The organism is Polyangium jinanense, from assembly GCF_028435265.1.
GTDB classification, from domain to species: domain Bacteria; phylum Myxococcota_A; class Polyangia; order Polyangiales; family Polyangiaceae; genus Polyangium; species Polyangium jinanense.
The window spans coordinates 194,684-209,582 of record NZ_JAGTJK010000002.1 but is presented as its reverse complement, the minus strand read 5'-3'; the positions used below and the strand labels follow the sequence as shown (position 1 = coordinate 209,582).

The window sequence follows — 14,899 nt, the reverse complement described above, 5'->3', positions numbered from 1 at the left end:
CAGCAGGGGGGCTGTCCGCCCCCTGCACCCCGGACCAGCGCAAGCGCTGGACTCGGGGTCGATGAACTGCGCGATGCGCAGTTCATCGAACAGACCGTGGCAAGACCCGCGACGACCTTGCCAGCTGAGACAGCAGCACTGTCCTACGTGCTGGGGACGTCTTCCCTGTCGACAGCGCGCATCGCGCGCTGTCGCCCTGGGTCCAGCGCTTGCGCTGGTCCGGGTGCAGGGGCGGAGAGCCCCTGCTCGGGTCCGGGGTGAAACCCCGGCGCTACGCTGCCGCGCACATCAGGCGGGGCTCGTCGTGAGCGCCGGTGCGTCGCTCACGACGGGAGCATGCAAAGGCTCACCCGTCTCGGGATCCACGTCGTCGGCCGCTCGCCGCGCGCGCAGGGCCTGCCCGATGGCCTCATTCTGCTGCACGATGGGTCCGAGCATGGCCAAACGGGAAGCCTGATCCTCCGGCGCCTCCGACGGGTATCGCCCGACGATCATGGCCACGAGCTGAAGCATTCGCCGCTGCCCCTCGGCGCGCGCGGCTTTCACCTCGGGAAACGTGATCCGCTTCGGCCAAGGCAGTTCGAGCGCGGTGCGATATTGCTTCGCCAGATCGACGAGCCGCGTGACATACCGCGAGAGCCCGAGCTCCTGCACCGTGGATACACGCATCGGATGTTGGAGCACGCCGAGGATCCGCTCCACCTCGCAAAGCTCCTCCACGTAAGGGAGGGACGTCACGGCGAAGAGACCGCGCGGAAAGATCTCTTTCAAGAGCGCGGAGCCGCTCGTGGCGACGGGATCCCCTGGCGCGGACGCTTCGATCTGCCGCTCCGCGGTATCACGAATGGCGACGAGCACACCGTCGACGGCGAGGTCGATCGGCTTCGCCTCGGGCGCGAACGCCGGGACCTTTTCGTCCTGCGCTGCCCACCTCGCCTCGAGCGTGCGCAATGCCTCGTCGTGATCGACGCACGAAGCCGCGAACGCCGCGATGTCCATGTCGCCCGCAGCGAGCGCAGCCTTGCGCACCTGCGTGATGGCGAAGAGACGACGGCCGGGAGTGAACATGTACAGATTGAAGAGCGTGGCGAGCGAGGTATCCATGCAGAGCCTCCTTTGGGGCATGCCGGAAAATTCGGTCGGGGCGGTAGACGCCAAACGGAGGGCTCGCCACGCAATCGGAGCAGCATTTCGGCGAAGGAGAGCGGCGACCGGCTTCGCTGGGGGTCGACCGTCGGCGAAGGGGAGCACGGACCAGGTTCGCTGGGGGTCGACCCGCCTCGAAGGAGGGCGAGGACCGGGTTCGCTGGGGGTCGACCGTCAGCGAAGGAGGGCGAGGACCGGGTTCGACGGAGAGCGAGCGAGGGAGACGGTGGGGCTCGTCTTTGGACGAGCGTTTCCGCTTCAGGCTGCGTAGCGGAAGATGGCGAGTTCGGTGCTGCGGTTGGCCGATTCGAGCAGACGCTCGATATTCGCCATGACGGGATCACGAAGGAGATACGCGTGGCAGTCAGGGCACTGGAGGACGGGCACGTCCTTTACGATGACGATCGACCGGTCGCCGAGCTTGAAGGGCAAGTCGGTCACGCGTTCCTCCATGTCACCACCACACGTCGTGCACAGCATGTGCGTTACCTCCGTTGCCGGAACTCGGCGTCCCATTTCGCGACGTCCGGCAAGTATGCCGTGACGACCCGTACGTTGTCACCCGCGACATCGGTTGCGAAGAGAACGTGGAAGACTCCATCCGGATGCTCGCCGCGGACGAGGTAACTCGGCAGGTACTTGTCGTCCGGGTAGTGTTCGATGATCTCGAACGTGTCCACGGCGCCCAGGATCATGTCCCGCGTCACGCGCCGCACGCCGAACCGCATGTTCACGTGGTGCGTCCAGAGGAGGCTCCCCGAGCGCACGCAGCGCTTGACGAAGTCGAGCGGGTCGGATGGTAGCAGCCGCGGCTCGGCCATCGGCGGAAGGTTTCATGGGCCCCGCGCGGGGCGCAAGAGGGAAGTCTGGCGCGGGTGGTCGAGCAGGCACGCGGGAGGGTGCATGGACGGACCTGGCTGCGCGCGGTAGCCTCGCGAAGAGGTAACGTGCTCACGACAAGGTCGTTTTCATTCTCCTACGCACGCCAACCGTACCCTCTCGCTCGAGCGCTTGCGCGATGGAGTCGCGCAACGCAACAGCCGGAAGAGCGGCTCGTATCGGCGGCCGAAAACGACTGGGCAGAATCACGGTTCCTCGTCGAGCTGTTGGTGCATGCGAAGCCCCGGAGAGCGTGGCTCGGTCGCGAGCGTGCGAGGGAGATCCTGAAGGATGCCGGCAGCAGCGTCACGCTGGAGAGCCTCGAAGAGAAGTTCTGGGTGCGGTTCGTCGTAGGTCAACTGGAGATCCCCGACGCGATTCGCAGGGAGCTTCAGACGGGGAGGCACAGGGACGCTTTGCCGGACGCCGAGCGCGGAGCGCTCAAGCAGCTCGTCGACGCGCGGGACGACAATACTCCTCTGTTCTGGGTGGAGCGCGACGATCTCGAACGCATACATGCTGTGCATAAGAACGCGCACCCGCTCACGCCCACGTTGTGCGATCTGGAGAAGACGCACGTGATCGCCCCGGCAGCGCACCAGGGTCGAGAAGGGTATCTCTTGCCCTGGAGGAATCGTGGTGGTGAGAAAGGGGTTACTCCGTGGCTATGCACACGTGCGGTTGGGCTTTACTGGGAAGCCCTAACGCGAAGTACGCCACGCAGGGCCGACACGAACCTGGATGATTCCATGTTTCGGGAGTGGCTCGTACGTGCCATCGAATTTCCCTGGTGGGGGTCACATACCGAGCACATGACGGCGCCGATGCGAGCGCGCCTCGTAAAGGCTGCGACGCGCTTCATCCTAGCCGAGACGGATGTGAGCGATCCCGATAAAGAAGTTGAGCGTTTTCTTTGGGAAACCGTGGGTTTCGACCGCGAGACCACGTTCCGTCCACCGGCCAGACCAGCAGATGATGCCAGCTTGCTGGAGGTCTACCGATGGTTCGATCATGCCTTCCTCTACGACCCGAGCGGGCTGCGCCGCATACGGAATTGGCTCGACCTCCTGATCTCGCTCGTCGTGCGTCACGAAGAAGACGTCTGGCGCTACGGCTTGGTCGAGGTGTTGCAGGCATCGCGTCAAAAGCCCTATCTCATTTATCGCGCAATGCTGAGCATGGCGGCTGGAGATAGCGTCATCGCCGGCGTTGTTGCGCATGTGGAGACAGCTCCGCTCGGAATGCTCCTTCTCGCAGAGCACAGCGTGCGTGTCGAGGCGGACTTCAACTGGGAGGAGCCGAGCGATCGGACGAGAATCCAGGAGGCTGAAAAGAACAGGCTTTGGCGTGAAGCCGTTGGCCTCTTACTCGGTACGGTCCGCGACGAAATGAACGAGAGGCCTGATCGCCTGAAGGAATGTGCGACAGCGCTCGGGGAAACCATCCTCCTGTCCGTGCCAACGATTTCACGCCGGGCTCATCTTCCGGAGGTTGACGAAGTTCTGCGCAATGGATCGGAGGAGCGGCTCCAGATTCTGTTTCGCGAGCTTTCGACGACGAAACATTTCGTGTTGTTCCCGCTCGCCACGGAGCTACACCGATTCTTGGCCGCCCGTGTAGCCAACCATCCGTGGGCCAGGCCCTCGGCAGAGGTACGCGTTCTCCTCTGGTTGCTACGAACGCTGATGACCGACCCCGAGGGGGCCACACTCGATGCGGCCACGGTCGCGGGTACCCTATTGTCCGCGTACGAAAGCTTGTTCCTACGCGAATGTGTCGATGACCGCGGCAACCTTAAAATTTGGTACGACGACGCGCCGGACATGGTGGCCCAGCCATGGACGGACCTCGCAATTTTCCTTCATCGGGAGGGGAGGGCAGACGAATTGCTGGCGCCTCGCGGCGTCGACTTGAGCAACCATCTGGCGGGGTGCTACCACGCGGACAGGTATGGCGGAGGGGATGCGCACCGGTCCTGGCTAAGGAAGACACGCCTGCACTTGCGGGTCCTCATGGCCATTCACAACGCTTTGGTAAAGGGCGACTTTGATCCTGTGCTCGGGCTGTCTTCGAAGCAGGCGGCCGAGCTATTGGCCAAGGTGGAAGAGCGGATGAGTTTGCTTGTATGCACGAGCGAGAACTCGGCGCACGACGGGAAGCATGGATCGTTGTTCACGCCCGACAAGGAAGCGTTCGCTGGCGGCATCGCGGGGCCCGAGGGAATTCTGGAGCCGATCGTACGTACCTTTAACCGCTTCACCAGTGTCGATAGACGCGACAAGGCGTTCGCCGACTGGATCCCTGTCGAGGACGATCCTACGGTACTCCTGAGAGTCTCGATCGAGCGCTTTCAGCGAGTGCGAAGCGGCAGGTCGTCGACAAGCTCTCTGCTTTCGACATCAAGCAGATTGCAAGGAAGCTACACGCGGACCAGCTCCAGCAACTTGCCCTGGCCGCGAACGTGGCTGGCCAGAAAGACATCGTAAACAAGGTTCTGGCCTATGGGAATGAGCACCTGCGGGCCTCTTACCGGGACAACGAGTGGGCGATGTTTGCCTACAAAATGCGGATCATGCTCGCCTATCACAGCCGGGACGAGAACGAGCTCGACGCCGTCGCGTTGCCACCGACCCATGCTCGACACCGGATTCGCGTAGATGGCCACGTACAGGACGAGGCGCGAGACACGCGCGATTTCTACCGCGCCCTGATCCTAGTCGAAAAAAACCCCGCGGAGGCGCAGAGGCTTTTCGTCGAATTAGCCGCCAGATACCCAGGGTCCGTGTCTCATGCCATCAACCTGACGGCGGCATCCCTGGAGGCAGCGAAGCGCATCCAGGACCCGGATGCACAAAAGCTGGCCTTCCTGCAGGCGCTCCGTGCCTGGGAATCCATCGAGCAGACCATCCCTACCGCTGCTTTCGCGCGTGTACGCAACAATGTTGCTGGCCTTCGACTGATGGCACTGGACGGCGCTCGAATGGACGAAGCCTTCGATGCAGCGTGGGCAAGGCTGGAGCCCGAGATGCGGGCGGATATCGACATCGTCACCGTCGGCGTTACCAATGCCCGACGCCGCGGGCTGGAGGAGCGTGCAGTCATCATGCTGGAACATGCCCGACCCTATCACATGGTCGAGACAGGCAAGTTCGATGATGCATTCGAGCGGCTTCTGAAGGCGGCGCCACAGGCAGGGCTTGGCAGCGCAGCGATGACGATCCCCGCGTCTCAAGATGACCCTGCAGCAGAGTACAGGGTACACCAGAGATTGCGCGATTACCGTGCCTCAAGAGCCGTGGAGGTCTTGCGAGGCCCCGGAACACCCGTGCACCAGTTCCTAATGGACGAGCTGTACGACATTGCGAAGGAGGTCATGAAGCGCAACCTGCTGTTCAAAGGGGGCAACGAGCCCAAGCGCAACGACTTTTTCGCTTCCCTGCTCCAGATGCGGGTCGCGTTCCTCAAGTGGGCAGTCAAAGAGGGCCGCGGCGGTTCGTCGACCGTGGGGAGGGATGCCGGCTTGCGGGATTGGACTTTGGAGAATCCGGGCGCCGGGGGCGAGATTGCCATTTTCGAGGCACTCGTGCTGACGAAGATACGCCGCAAGTACATCGACGAGCACGTTGACAAGACGGTCTTCAAATACGACACGAGTGGTCATCCTCAAGCATACATTGTCGTGTACTACGAAGGGGGCACGCCATTCTTGCAGTTCTGGAACAAGTACGTTGACCACGTGTGCAACACGCAACTTCGAGGGCTTCTGCCGATCAGATTTTCTGAACCATATGCCGATCAGAACCATCGCAAGCTCGTCGTTGTTCGACTCGACTACGTTCGCGATGACGCGCCGCATTTCGTCTACCATATCGCGTTGGATCTGACTTCCTGACCGTCAAGGCTGGCACCGCCCCCGCCGCTGCCAGGCTTGGCAAGCATCTGCGTGTCCAGCGTGCACCGCCCGCTGTCACGCCCGCTCCCGCGCGCCCCGCCTGCACAGGCAACGCCTCGACATGACCCCCCACCTGCCGTAGCCCCACCCCTCGGCACGCAGCTCCCCATGTTCCAGTGCTTCCGCTCGACGAGCGCCGCGGAGGCGCAGGGCCCAATACGAGAACCACCCCGCGGCGCTGCTCGCGCTCGCGCTCAGGAGGTGGCTCCCCGTCCACGGATCCCTGCCAAAGCCTACGGCGAAAGAACCAGGGCCTGGAGCCGCCCGTTCTCGCACGCCGTGTTCGTCTCGCATTCGATCCAGTAGAGCGCCTCGTCGTCGACCGTGAAATGAAACGGCCCGGTCGGCCGCACGACGATCTCGGCCGCCTGGGTCCCCCAGTTCGAGCCGCCCACGGGCAGCCGCGCGATTGCCTTGCCGCCGTCGAACGTCGAGGCGCCGAAATAGACCCAGTCTCCTTGAACCTCGATCGGCGGCAGGACCGCGAGCGTGAAGTCTGTCGCCGCATTCGAGAAGATGAGCTCGCCGCTGGTCGGCACGAACGACTCCACCGCCCCGCCGGCCTTCGGTACGCGGTTCAAAAGCGCGTTGTTCTGCGCGAAGAAAAACACGTATTCGCCCGAGACGTCGAGGCTCGACACGTAATTGAGGCCCGTCGCGAGCGCCTTCTCCTCCACGCCCACGCCGACCGACGGATCGAGCGAGTACACCGCGCCGGTCAAGGGTTTCTCGCCGTCGTCGCACGAGTTCGGCACGTCGTCGCCCAGCGCAAAGCGCGTGAAATAAAGACGGCCGTCGCTGTAGCGGATGTCGTAGAGCATCGAGGCCGCCGTTCCCTGCTTGTATTCCGGGTCGATCCAGAGCGCCTCGTACGTGGTCGATCCCTTCGCCACCCGTCCCACGAGCCCGTCCGTGAGCATGTAATAGAGGTATTCGCCTCCGAGGGTGATCCCGGCGAGCTTCTCGAACTCCGGTTGCTCGCCGAGCACGGGGATCACGTCGGGATCGCAGTTCCTCGGGTCGCACCAGGAGAGATTCGACCCGAGGCAGGTCGATTCGTTGCCGCGCTGGGTCCAGGCGATGAAATCGTGCGAGACCACGGCCCATTCGACCCGCAAGCCGCCGATGTCGAGCAGAGGCGCCGAGCAGCCCGGCTTCGGCAGGCGTCGAATCGAGCCGGGCGTCGCGTATTGCCGGACGACGATCGACTCGGCATCCGAGCTCAGCGCGCCCATGACGACGTTCGGCTCGATGAGGAACGGCTCGCACGTGTCCCCGCTGCCCCCGCAGGGAATCGAGGCGCACGCGAGGTTCGGCGGGGGCTTCGGCGCATACTCGTCGTAACCATCGTCGACGCAGCTCGACACGAGCACGGCCGTGATGCCCATCGAAAAAGCGCGAAGGAACGAACGTCTCATGGGCGGATCTTACAACGCCAGCGAGCCGTCCCTGCGAGCGGCGTGTCGAGAAGCACGACATGCTACGTTTCCCCCATGACGCAGCCGCTCGCGTTCACCGTCGACCCCGAGGACCCGCGCGCCCCGCCTGAGGAGGTCTGGGCGTCCATGTCCGCGGAGGAGCGACGCCGCGTCGTCTCCATGCTCCCGGCCGAGGTGCCCATCGACATCATGGCGCCCGAGGGCGACCCGCACCGCGAGGCCAAGGAGCGCACGCTCGACGCGCTCGGCCGCTTCTTCCGTCGCACCGGGCGCAGGGTTTACCTCTCGTCGGAGCTCGCGACGTATTACCCTGGCCGCCCGCGCGTCGTGCCCGACGTCCTGGCCGTCCTCGACGTCGACCCGCATCCGCGGAGCAAGTGGGTCGTCGACGACGAAGGCAAGGGGCTCGACTTCGTGCTCGAAGTGCACGTCGAGGGTGACAAGCGCAAGGATCACGAGCGCAACGTCGCGCTCTACGCCGAGCTGGGCATTCCGGAGTATTTCATCTTCGACCGTGGCCGGCTGAGCCTGCGCGGGCACCGGCTCCCGTCCTCGGGGGCGCGCGTCTACCAGCCCATCGTGCCGCAAGGGGGGCGTTATGCGTCCGCGCTGCTGGGGCTCGAATTGATGCTCGTGGAGGGTCGCCTGCGGTTCGTGGTCGGAGGCACGCCGCTCCTGGAATCAGAGGAGATCATCGGCCAGCTCGAGTCGATGGTGGACGGCCTCGTGCATCGACGCGAGGAGGACGAGCGCGCGCTGGAAGAAGCGAGGCGGCAGATCGAGGAGGAGCGACGGCGGGTGAAGGAAGAACGCAAGCGGGCCAAGGAGGAACGCAAGCGGGCCGAAGAGGAACACGTGCGGGCCGAAGAGGAACGCAAGCGGGCCGAAGAGGAGCACGTGCGGGCCGAAGAGGAGCACGTGCGGGCCGAAGAGGAGCGCAGGCGGGCCGACGAAGCCGAACGGCGAGCGGCTGCGCTGCAGGCGGAGCTCGATCGGCTCCGTGGTGGCAAGTCGTAAGGGCCCTCCGCTCGCGCCTCCTCGTCCGGTCGAACGCCCTCCCCCCGTGCTACGTTTGCCCTCCATGGACGCGCGACCGACCCGCCCTCCCCGCAGGACCGGCCCGATCGAGCTCCGCGACTTCGGACCGAACGGCCATCGGCTGGGTACGCCCGACGACTGCTACGACGGTAGCCCGTGGGAGCTCCACCGCGGCGAGCTGGTGCAGCAGATGGGGAGCAAGGACATCCACGGCATCACCATGGCCCTGCTCGCGGCCCTGTTCCGCGTGCATGCCCGTGAGGGGCACACGGTCCTCGCCGACATCTACTGCGACCTGACCGACGAGCAGGGCCCCTCGCTTCGCGCCCCCGACGTCGTCGTCGTCAGCGACCTCGTCACGCCCCGGAACGACGCTTATCGCGGCACGCCTTTGCTCGCCGTCGAGATCCGCGGCACGCAATCGAAGAAGTACCTCGACGACAAGGTGAAGCTTTACCTCGAGCACGACTGGCCCGAGGTCTGGCTCGTCCACGCCGAACGGCACGAGGTCGAGGTCTTGCGCCGCGGCGTCGCGTCCGTCGTCTACCGCCCCGGCACGGAAGTCCCGATGATCCCCGCGCTCGACAAGTACGGGCTCACGGCGCTCCCCGTGACCGCGTTCTTCGATCAGCGCGAGGTGACGCGTTACACGGACGAATGGGTGCAAAAGCGAGCGGAAGCGCGCGCACGTGGGGAGACGCTCCTCGAGTTTCTCGACGCGCGCGGGCTCGATCTTCCGGAAACGGCACGGGCACGCATCACCGCATGCACCGACGTCACGATGCTGAAGCGCTGGCTCGTCCTCGCGGCCACCGCGGCGAGTGCGAGCGCCTTCGTGGACGCGATGGGCGAACGCGCCTGACACGCCCGCACGGTCCCCGACCACGCCCGCGACGTTCGCGACCTCCCTGACGCCGCGCGCAACCTCCCCCGATCCCGCGCTTGCCGCTGCGTGCTCTCCGCGTGACCTTCGTCTACCTGCTAGCCTTGAGGCTCGTTCACCCCGAGGGGCTCGCCATGTCGCTGCCGCGTTTGCTTCCTCTCCTTGCACTCCTGCTCGCTACCGAGGGATGCGCCTCGCAGACGAACACGCAGCCCCCCGGCGCGCCTCCGACCCCCAAGACCGTCACCCGCGAAAACCCCGGCGGCGACGCCGACGATCCGGAAAGCGCGGCCCTCGCTCGCCTCGCCGCCGAGCCCTGGGGCTTTCGCCGCGACTTCTGGAACACCCTCCACGTCCCCCTCGCCGACTGGAAAAACTGGCGCAGGGTCCGCATCTTCGGCCATCCCACCCGCGCCTCGTATCGCTACGGCGACGATCACTACGCCGTCGCCTCCATCTGGTATACGACCATCGAGGGCCCGAACGATCCCGAGGCCTGCCTCGCCAAGTTCCTCGACATGGCCACGCCCATCGCCGACGCGAACGGCGTGCGTATCGGCGCCCGCCAGCGCGTCCGCATGAACCAGAGCGTCGGCGCCGAGGTCCGCCCCATGATCGTCGACCTCGTCGAAGGCAGGCTCGACAGCTTGCTCGGCCGCGACGATTACGTCGGCGCCGTCGCCGCCTACCAATCCTTCCCGGGCACGTGCCTCGTCCAGGGTTTTGCCGTCGTCGCCACCGAGCACCGCGAAACCGCCAAGAAGGTCCGCGATCGATGGGTCGCCGAGGGCGCGAACCAGCTCGTCTGGGAGCGCCACGTCAAGCAGGCGCCCGAGCCCCTCACGCGCTGAGCCTCATGCGAACTGCGCGACGACACGCGCCGCCACGTACGTGAGGAGCGCGGCCACCCACAACACGGCCCCTTTTCGGAAGCCTTGCCGATATCCCCAGATCGGCGCGAGCGGCGGCACGAAGAACGCGAGCGCGCCGCGCAGACGTGACGAGCCGCGGAGAATCAGCCTCGCCGCGAGCCACACGTGCGTGGTCACGAACGAGGCGAACCCCAGGATCAGGAGGGCGACGACGGCAACGTCCTTGCCGGACACGCGGCGAGCGTAGCGCGGGCGGAGGCGACTCGCCTCGACTTCGCGGACCCAAGGCGCCCTTTCCCACGAACCCGGCGCGATCACCACGATCGATCCACGCTCGCGGCTCTGTCCCCGCTCCATTTTCACGCTAAGCTCTGCGCGTGCCGAGAAGCCCCATCCCCGTCCGCGACACAGATCTCCCCGCCTCTCCTCGATCTTCGTTCCTCGACCGCCTCCCCGGATCTCGCGTCGTGCCCGCGGGCCTCGCCCTCGGCGTGATCACGAGCGCCCTCGTGGGCGTCGGCGTCGCCGAGGCTGTCACGGACCCGCCCGATACGTTGCCCCTCTCCGAGGTCAAACCCGGCATGAAGGGCTACGGCCTCACCGTCTTCTCCGGGACGAACCCCGAGCGCTTCGACGTCGAGGTCATCTCCACCCTCAAGAATTTCCGGCCCAACCAGGATCTCATCCTGATCAAGACGCCGAACCACCCGCGCCTCGACGTCGCCCGCACCGTCGGCGGCATGAGCGGGAGCCCCATCTATCTCAACGGCAAGATGATCGGCGCCTACGCCTACGGCTGGCTCTTCGGCGTCGAGCCCATCGCCGGCGTCACGCCCATCAAGTCAATGCTCGACGAGCTCGCGCGCCCCATGCCGAAGGCAATCATGCCCATTCCCGGCAAGGGCCCCCTGCCCTCCGTCGACGACGACGGCAGGCCGAAGCGCGACAAGCACGCCCGGTTGTTCCACGGCACGCCCGAAAGTTATGACCTCCAAGGACACGCGACACAGCTCGCGTCGCGCGCCGCGAGCCTGCTCGCGCCGCCCGAGGGCAGCGCGCTCGCCCGCGCCTCGACGCCCATCATGCTCGGCGGGCTTTCGGGGACGTCGCTCAAGATCGCGCAGAACCTGCTCGGCCCGATGGGCATGGAGCCGCTCCAGGCCGGCGGCGGGACGTCGACGAAGCCGCCGCCCGACGCGCCCACGAAGTTCGTCGACGGCGGCGCAATCGGCGTCGAGATGATCCGCGGCGACATCTCCGCGATGGGCCTCGGCACGGTCACGCGCGTGAGCGGCGACAAGCTCGTCGCCTTCGGTCACCCCATGCTCGGCGGCGGCATCGAGGCCCTGCCCACGGCCGTCGCGCGCGTGCACTGGATCATGGCGAGCCAGAACCGCAGTTTCAAAATTGGCGAGGCCGTGCGCTCCGTCGGCGCGCTCGTGAACGATCGACAAGCCGCCATCGTCGTCGACTCGTCCGTCAAGGCGCCCATCTTCCCGATGAAGGTCACGATCACCGCGCCCGGCGGCGTCCCGCACCCGACGTGGAACCTGGAGGTCGCGCAGGATCAGTTCCTCTCGCCGACGTTCGTCGCGATGGCGATCGGCAACGCGTTCGAGACCTCGGCCTCCGAGCGCAACGACCTCACCTACCGCGCCACGAGCAAGCTGAAGATCGGCCGGTGGGGCACGATCACGCTCACGGACTTCGGCGCCGGCAATGGCAATCCCCCGGGCGCCGAGGACTTCGTGCGTGGCCGCCTCGTGCGCGCGGTCGGCTCGCTCTTGAACAACCCCTGGGAGCCGATCTCGATCGAAGGCATCGACACCGAGGTCAAGGTCTCTTACGAGCGCGAGGTCGTGACCTTGCGTGGCGCGAAGATCCTAGAGCCCGAGATCGACGCGGGCGCGAAGGTGCACATCCAGCTCGAGCTGCAGCGCTTCCAGGGCAAGACCGAGACGAAGATCATCGAGGTCGACGTGCCCACGGAACTCGCGGGCCGCGAGGTCGAGATCGAGCTCGCCCCCGGCTACGAGGTCGAGCGCCCGCTGCCCTCGCCCGAGACCGTGGCGCAGCTCGTGGCGAACCTGCCGAACCAGACCTTCGATCCGGAGAGCGTCGTGGCCTCGTTCCGGCTGCGCGAGAACGGCGCGTCCTACAAGGGCAAGATCGCCTCGCGCCTGCCCGCCGGCGCGATCGACACGCTCCGTTCGAGCGTCGATTCCGATACGCCCGAGACCTTCGTCGCGCAGGTGCAGTCTGCCGTGCCGCTCAAGCAGTTCATGGTCGGTCGCGACACCGTGCGCGTGAAGGTTCGCAACGTCCTCCGGTGAACGCCCCTCACCCCCCAATCCCTCTCCCCGCAAGAGCCCATTACCCTCGCCGCCTGAAGAAAGCCCACGCATGACACTCTCTCCCGGAAAGCTCGCGCGCCTCGGCATCGGCGCGCTCGTCCTCGCTGCCGCCGTCATTCCCGCGAAGACGGCCTCCGCCGTCGGTACCCGCACCTTCCAGCTCGACACGATCGACGAGCTCAAGGGCGGCGATCTGACCGGCGTCAGCGTCGACTCGAACGGCAACGTGCGCGCAGGCCTCACGCTCGGATCGCTCCCCGTGCAGGACGCGAGCAGCGTGTGGAGCTCAGTCGTGCTGCCCGACGGCTCGGTGCTGCTCGGCACCGGCAGCGACGGCAAGATCTTCAAGGTCTCGGGCGGCAAGGCCACGCTCGTCGCGACGACGGGCGCAATGGCCGTGAGCGCGCTGGTCGTCGCGTGGAACGGCGACGTCATCGCGGGGACGTTCCCCGAGGGCAAGCTTTATCGTTTGCCCGCGGGCGGCGGCAATGGCGGCCCCGCGGCGGCGTTCGGCGATCTGCCGGGCGCGGAGGACGTCTGGGCGCTCGCGTTCGACGCGAAGTCGAAGTCGCTCTACGCGGCGACGGGGCCCGAGGGGAAGGTCTTCCGCGTCGATCAGGCGGGCAAGTCGCAGGTGCATTTCGACAGCGACGAGGCGCACATCGTCTCGCTCGCGGTCGCCGAGGACGGCACGCTCTACGCGGGCTCGAACGGCAAGGGCTTGCTCTACAAGATCACGGGCCCGGGCCGCGCGACGGTCGCGTACGACTTCGACGCCGACGAGGTGAAGGCGATCGCGTTCGGCAAGAACGGCTCGATGTTCGTGGTGGCGAACAAGATGGGCGAGAGCTTCGCGCCGCCGAAGCGCAACCGCGGAGGCCCGGCCGGACCGCAGTCGACGCGGCCCTCGAAGCCCGGCAAGGGCATGCTCTACCGCTTCGGCAAGGACGGCATCGCCGAGCAGCTCCTCACGGACAACGAGGCGCACTACGTGTCGCTCGCGATCGACGACACGGGCGCGCCGTACGTGGGCACGGGCGCCGAGGGACGGCTCTACACGGTCGACGAGGCGCACGTCGCGAGCCTCGTCGCCGACACGGACGAGCGCCAGATCGGCGCCGTCGTGGTGAGCGGCAAGCAGCGTTTCCTCGCGACGACCGACCCCGTGGTGTTCCGCGAGATCAAGGGTACGGGCGGCGCCGACGCGGTGTGGACGAGCAAGGTGCTCGACGCGGGCCTGCGCGCGACGTTCGGTCGTCTCGCGTGGCGCTCGGAGGGCCAGCTCGAGCTCTCCACGCGCAGCGGCAACACCGAGACACCGGACGCGACGTGGAGCGCGTGGTCGGCGGGCCTCGGCGCGCCCGGCGACGTGCAGAGTCCGCCGGGCCGCTACGTGCAGATCCGCGCGCGATGGAGCCGCGACCCGAAGGCGGTGCTGCGCGAGGTCACGCTGTACTTCGTCACCGACAACGCGCGCGCGGTGATCACCTCGATCGACGCGACGGCGAAGAACAGCGGCAGCAAGAGCGGCAAGATGGGCATCGTGTCCTCGGGCGGCGAGTCGCCGCGTCCGTCGAGCTCGGTCAAGCTCTCGTGGCGCGTCGACAACCCCGATCAGGACGACCTGCGGTACCGCGTCTCGTACCGGCTCGAAGGCCAGAACACCTGGCGCAGCGTGCAGAAGCCAGGCGAGAAGCTCACGCGGCCCGAGCTCGACTGGGACACGACGGGCCTGCCCGAGGGCCCGTACCGCATCCTCGTCGAGGCGACGGACGAGCTTTCGAACCCGCCCGACCGCGTGCAGAAGCACTCGCTCGAGTCGGCCACGGTCCTCGTCGACAACACGCCGCCCGTCTACAAGGCCCTCGCGATGCAGGGCCGCAAGCTGAAGGGCGAGGTTGTCGACGGCCTCGGCCCGATCGCCCGCATCGAGGTCTCGATCGCCGGCTCCGACGAGTGGCGCCCGCTCTTCCCGAGCGACGGCGTGCTCGACGAGCCCTCCGAGGCCTTCGACGTCGACATCGCCTCGATCGTGCCGCCCGGGGCGCACATCGTGGCCGTCCGCGTCTACGACAGCGCCGGCAACGTGGTCACGCGCGACGTCGAAGCGAAGTAATCCGACGACTTCCTGACGCTCTCCCCTCTCCTTCCGCGGGAGCGCGGAGGGTGCTCAGACGATGTGCCTCCACCTCGCCCCACGACACGGGCGTCATGCCCCGTGCGCCAGAGGCTCGACACCTCGAAAGGACCCGCCGAGCCGTTCGCGCCGCATCTCTCGGCGGAGGTGGATTCCGACGCGTCGTTCCCTTGCGCGAGCGACCTGCGGCACGGGACGT

General features: G+C 66.5%; 12 protein-coding genes. 7 read left to right on the top strand and 5 right to left on the bottom strand.

From position 1 onward, the window contains the following. Nucleotides 1-288 precede the first annotated feature (288 nt). The 3 genes from KEG38_RS05200 to KEG38_RS05190 form a co-directional block, all read right to left on the bottom strand. Nucleotides 289-1,104 carry a hypothetical protein gene (locus tag KEG38_RS05200; protein WP_272417911.1) on the bottom strand — a complete coding sequence of 272 codons (816 nt, stop codon included), beginning with the start codon at nucleotides 1,102-1,104 and terminating at the stop codon, nucleotides 289-291. A gap of 300 nt (nucleotides 1,105-1,404) precedes the next feature. Further along, nucleotides 1,405-1,626 carry a type II toxin-antitoxin system MqsA family antitoxin gene (locus KEG38_RS05195; protein ID WP_272417910.1) on the bottom strand — a complete coding sequence of 74 codons (222 nt, stop codon included), beginning with the start codon at nucleotides 1,624-1,626 and terminating at the stop codon, nucleotides 1,405-1,407. Nucleotides 1,627-1,631: 5 nt separating this feature from the next. After that, nucleotides 1,632-1,967 carry a DUF4258 domain-containing protein gene (locus KEG38_RS05190; RefSeq protein ID WP_272417909.1) on the bottom strand — a complete coding sequence of 112 codons (336 nt, stop codon included), beginning with the start codon at nucleotides 1,965-1,967 and terminating at the stop codon, nucleotides 1,632-1,634. A 126-nt stretch (nucleotides 1,968-2,093) separates the two neighbouring features. Here KEG38_RS05190 and KEG38_RS05185 point away from each other — a divergent pair, with 126 nt between their 5' ends. Both KEG38_RS05185 and KEG38_RS05180 read left to right on the top strand, forming a co-directional pair. Beyond that, entirely contained in the window at nucleotides 2,094-4,511 is a 2,418-nt protein-coding gene (locus KEG38_RS05185; protein ID WP_272417908.1) for a hypothetical protein, read from the top strand. Continuing rightward, nucleotides 4,487-5,917: a hypothetical protein gene (locus KEG38_RS05180; RefSeq protein WP_272417907.1), complete on the top strand. Its 1,431-nt coding sequence runs from the start codon at nucleotides 4,487-4,489 to the stop codon at nucleotides 5,915-5,917. Before KEG38_RS05185 ends, KEG38_RS05180 begins: the two co-directional genes overlap by 25 nt. 293 nt (nucleotides 5,918-6,210) lie before the next feature. Here the strand turns inward: KEG38_RS05180 and KEG38_RS05175 are convergent, their stop codons facing one another. Further along, the gene (locus tag KEG38_RS05175) at nucleotides 6,211-7,395 is read right to left on the bottom strand and encodes a hypothetical protein (protein WP_272417906.1); all 1,185 of its coding nucleotides are present in this window, start codon (nucleotides 7,393-7,395) and stop codon (nucleotides 6,211-6,213) included. A gap of 75 nt (nucleotides 7,396-7,470) precedes the next feature. Between KEG38_RS05175 and KEG38_RS05170 the strand changes: the two genes are divergently transcribed. The 3 genes from KEG38_RS05170 (at nucleotide 7,471) to KEG38_RS05160 (ending at nucleotide 10,188) form a co-directional block, all read left to right on the top strand. Then, complete coding sequence (locus tag KEG38_RS05170) at nucleotides 7,471-8,433, top strand: Uma2 family endonuclease (protein WP_272417905.1); 963 nt, start codon at nucleotides 7,471-7,473, stop codon at nucleotides 8,431-8,433. A gap of 64 nt (nucleotides 8,434-8,497) precedes the next feature. Beyond that, on the top strand, nucleotides 8,498-9,316 hold the full coding sequence (locus tag KEG38_RS05165; RefSeq protein WP_272417903.1) for a Uma2 family endonuclease: 819 nt from the start codon (nucleotides 8,498-8,500) through the stop codon (nucleotides 9,314-9,316). Nucleotides 9,317-9,441: 125 nt separating this feature from the next. Further along, nucleotides 9,442-10,188, top strand: coding sequence for a hypothetical protein (locus tag KEG38_RS05160; RefSeq protein ID WP_272417902.1), 747 nt, complete (start codon nucleotides 9,442-9,444; stop codon nucleotides 10,186-10,188). 3 nt (nucleotides 10,189-10,191) lie between these two features. On the opposite strand, the gene KEG38_RS05155 is transcribed toward KEG38_RS05160, so the two are convergent. Then, nucleotides 10,192-10,443, bottom strand: a complete 252-nt coding sequence (locus KEG38_RS05155; protein WP_272417901.1) for a hypothetical protein — start codon at nucleotides 10,441-10,443, stop codon at nucleotides 10,192-10,194. 233 nt (nucleotides 10,444-10,676) lie between these two features. On the opposite strand from KEG38_RS05155, the gene KEG38_RS05150 reads away from it, so the two are divergent. Both KEG38_RS05150 and KEG38_RS05145 read left to right on the top strand, forming a co-directional pair. Then, on the top strand, nucleotides 10,677-12,542 hold the full coding sequence (locus KEG38_RS05150) for a SpoIVB peptidase S55 domain-containing protein (protein ID WP_272417900.1): 1,866 nt from the start codon (nucleotides 10,677-10,679) through the stop codon (nucleotides 12,540-12,542). A gap of 70 nt (nucleotides 12,543-12,612) precedes the next feature. Then, a complete protein-coding gene (locus KEG38_RS05145) occupies nucleotides 12,613-14,679 on the top strand; it encodes a hypothetical protein (protein WP_272417899.1) in 2,067 nt (688 codons plus the stop codon). Nucleotides 14,680-14,899: the final 220 nt, after the last annotated feature.

Excerpts from the sequence above, each read along its gene's own strand:
- KEG38_RS05190 (WP_272417909.1), bottom strand. The coding sequence starts at position 1,967 with ATGGCCGAGCCGCGGCTGCTACCATCCGACCCGCTCGACTTCGTCAAG.
- KEG38_RS05145 (WP_272417899.1), top strand. The coding sequence starts at position 12,613 with ATGACACTCTCTCCCGGAAAGCTCGCGCGCCTCGGCATCGGCGCGCTC.
- KEG38_RS05170 (WP_272417905.1), top strand. The coding sequence starts at position 7,471 with ATGACGCAGCCGCTCGCGTTCACCGTCGACCCCGAGGACCCGCGCGCC.
- KEG38_RS05165 (WP_272417903.1), top strand. The coding sequence starts at position 8,498 with ATGGACGCGCGACCGACCCGCCCTCCCCGCAGGACCGGCCCGATCGAG.
- KEG38_RS05195 (WP_272417910.1), bottom strand. The coding sequence starts at position 1,626 with ATGCTGTGCACGACGTGTGGTGGTGACATGGAGGAACGCGTGACCGAC.
- KEG38_RS05175 (WP_272417906.1), bottom strand. The coding sequence starts at position 7,395 with ATGAGACGTTCGTTCCTTCGCGCTTTTTCGATGGGCATCACGGCCGTG.
- KEG38_RS05200 (WP_272417911.1), bottom strand. The coding sequence starts at position 1,104 with ATGGATACCTCGCTCGCCACGCTCTTCAATCTGTACATGTTCACTCCC.